The sequence below is a fragment of the Stenotrophomonas sp. HMWF003 genome (assembly GCF_003061285.1).
GTDB lineage: Bacteria > Pseudomonadota > Gammaproteobacteria > Xanthomonadales > Xanthomonadaceae > Stenotrophomonas > Stenotrophomonas maltophilia_AP.
This window is the reverse complement of record NZ_QAIW01000380.1, coordinates 1-2,600: the sequence shown is the minus strand read 5'-3', so window position 1 is coordinate 2,600 and position 2,600 is coordinate 1. Positions and strand designations below refer to the sequence as shown.

Here is a 2,600-nt window from a genome sequence, read left to right as displayed (position 1 = left end):
GGCAAGATCGTTGTCACCCAGGTCAAGGACGGCGTGGCCATGGCCGACGGCGACATCACCCTGACCGGCGCGGCTGGCTTTGCACAGACGGCCGATGCCGCTGTCACCACCGCCAATGTCGCCAACCTGGACGTGTCCACGGTGACCGGTGCGCAGAAGGCCCTGTCGCTGGTCGACAACGCCCTGAGCTCGATCAACAACACCCGCGCCGACCTGGGCGCCGTGCAGAACCGCTTCACCTCGGTCGTGGCCAACCTGCAGACCTCCACGGAGAACCTGTCGGCCTCGCGTAGCCGCATCCGCGATACCGATTTCGCCAAGGAAACCGCAGAGCTGACCCGCACCCAGATCCTGCAGCAGGCCGGTACGGCCATGCTGGCCCAGGCCAACCAGGTGCCGCAGAACGTGCTCAGCCTGCTGCGCTGATCCCGCGTGATTCGAAGGCGCCGGGCAACCGGCGCCGCTTCCACCGCACCACGCTCCACGTACGCCCGAAGGAAACACCATGGCACAAGTCATCAACACCAATACGATGTCGTTGAATGCTCAGCGCAACCTGAGCACCTCCGGCAGCTCGCTGGCCACCACCATCCAGCGCCTGTCGTCCGGTTCGCGCATCAACAGCGCCAAGGACGACGCGGCTGGCCTGGCGATCTCCGAGCGCTTCGGCACCCAGATCCGCGGCACCGACGTGGCCATCCGCAACGCCAACGACGGCATCTCGCTGGCCCAGGTCGCAGAAGGCTCGCTGACCGAAATCGGCAACAACCTGCAGCGCGTCCGTGAACTGGCCGTGCAGGCCTCCAACGCGACCAACTCGGCCAGCGACCGCAAGGCCCTGCAGGCCGAAGTGACCCAGCTGGTCAGCGAAATCGACCGCGTCGCCAAGCAGTCCGACTTCAACGGCACCAAGCTGCTGGACGGCTCGTTCTCCAGCCAGCTGTTCCAGGTCGGTGCCAACGCCGGCCAGGCGATCGCCATCGACAAGGTGGTGGACGCCAAGGCCAACGCACTGGGCGGTGCCAAGTTCGACTCCAACGCACTGGCGCTGGCCGATCCGGGTACCAATGCCGACTTCAAGACCTCCGGCATGAAGATCAACGGCGTCGATATCGCCGCTGTCGAAGTCAAGCAGGGTGCCACCGCTGCCGACACCGGCAAGGCCTCGCGTGAAGCGCTGGTCAGCGCGATCAACGCCAAGATCGGTGAAACCGGCGTCTACGCCGAAGTCAACGGCACCACCGGTGTCACCCTGACCTCGGTCAAGGACAGCACCAATACCGACGGCACCTTCAAGGCGATCACCGCCACCCCGGGTACCTGGACCGGCGCCACCGCACCGACCTTCACCGCCACGGCCGCCGCCGCCGCACCGGCCAACAAGTTCGCCAGCGACCTGGATGTCAGCACCGTCAAGGGTGCCCAGCAGGCCCTGGAGATCGTCGACAAGGCGCTGGGCTCGATCAACAGCACCCGTGCCGACCTGGGCGCCGTGCAGAACCGCTTCACCTCGGTCGTGGCCAACCTGCAGACCTCCACGGAGAACCTGTCGGCCTCGCGCAGCCGCATCCGCGATACCGATTTCGCCAAGGAAACCGCAGAGCTGACCCGCACCCAGATCCTGCAGCAGGCCGGTACGGCCATGCTGGCCCAGGCCAACCAGGTGCCGCAGAACGTGCTCAGCCTGCTGCGCTGATCCACGCCTGCAGTGTCGGCGCCGGCGTGACCGGCGCCGGCATCGACACCGACGTCCAACGCTCCACCCACGCCTGAAGGAACTTCCATGGCACAAGTCATCAACACCAACACGATGTCGTTGAATGCTCAGCGTAACCTGAGCACCAGCGGCAGCTCGCTGGCCACCACCATCCAGCGCCTGTCGTCGGGTTCGCGCATCAACAGCGCCAAGGACGACGCAGCTGGCCTGGCCATCTCCGAGCGTTTCGGCACCCAGATCCGCGGCACCGACGTGGCCATCCGCAATGCCAACGACGGCATCTCGCTGGCCCAGGTTGCAGAAGGTTCGCTGACCGAAATCGGCAACAACCTGCAGCGCGTCCGTGAACTGGCCGTGCAGTCCTCCAACGCCACCAACTCGGCCAGCGATCGCAAGGCCCTGCAGGCCGAAGTGACCCAGCTGGTCAGCGAAATCGACCGCGTCGCCAAGCAGTCCGACTTCAACGGCACCAAGCTGCTGGACGGCTCGTTCTCCAGCCAGCTGTTCCAGGTCGGTGCCAACGCCGGCCAGGCGATCGCCATCGACAAGATCGTCGATGCCACGACCGCCAAGCTGGGTACGTCGACCTTCGCTACCGGCAAGGTGGCTGATGCAACGGCCGCCCTGACCGCCGATGCCACCCTGACCGGCACCATCAAGGTCGGTTCGGCCACCGTCACGCTGGACAAGATCGAGCTGAAGAGCGGCGCGACCGTGGCCGACCAGAACAAGGCTGCCGTCACCGCCATCAACTCCAAGCTCGGCGAAACCGGCGTGCTGGCAGAGCTGGATGACACGGGCAAGATCGTGGTCACCCAGGTCAAGGACGGCGTGGCCATGGCCGACGGCGACATCACCCTGACCGGCGCGGCTGGCTTTGCAC

General features: G+C 65.9%; 3 protein-coding genes. All 3 read left to right on the top strand.

Annotated elements, in window-relative coordinates:
* A partial coding sequence (locus tag DBR34_RS16220; protein WP_258224012.1) for a flagellin occupies positions 1–426 on the top strand: 426 nt, incomplete at its 5' end.
* 79 nt (positions 427–505) lie between these two features.
* Positions 506–1,696, top strand: a complete 1,191-nt coding sequence (locus DBR34_RS16215) for a flagellin (RefSeq protein WP_128097568.1) — start codon at positions 506–508, stop codon at positions 1,694–1,696.
* Between the two features lie 87 nt (positions 1,697–1,783).
* Positions 1,784–2,600 (top strand): flagellin (locus DBR34_RS16210; RefSeq protein WP_128097567.1); only part of this gene is annotated, 817 nt, incomplete at its 3' end.

What these genes read in the sequence shown, in the direction of transcription:
- DBR34_RS16215 (WP_128097568.1), top strand. Translation starts at nt 506, where the DNA reads ATGGCACAAGTCATCAACACCAATACGATGTCGTTGAATGCTCAGCGC.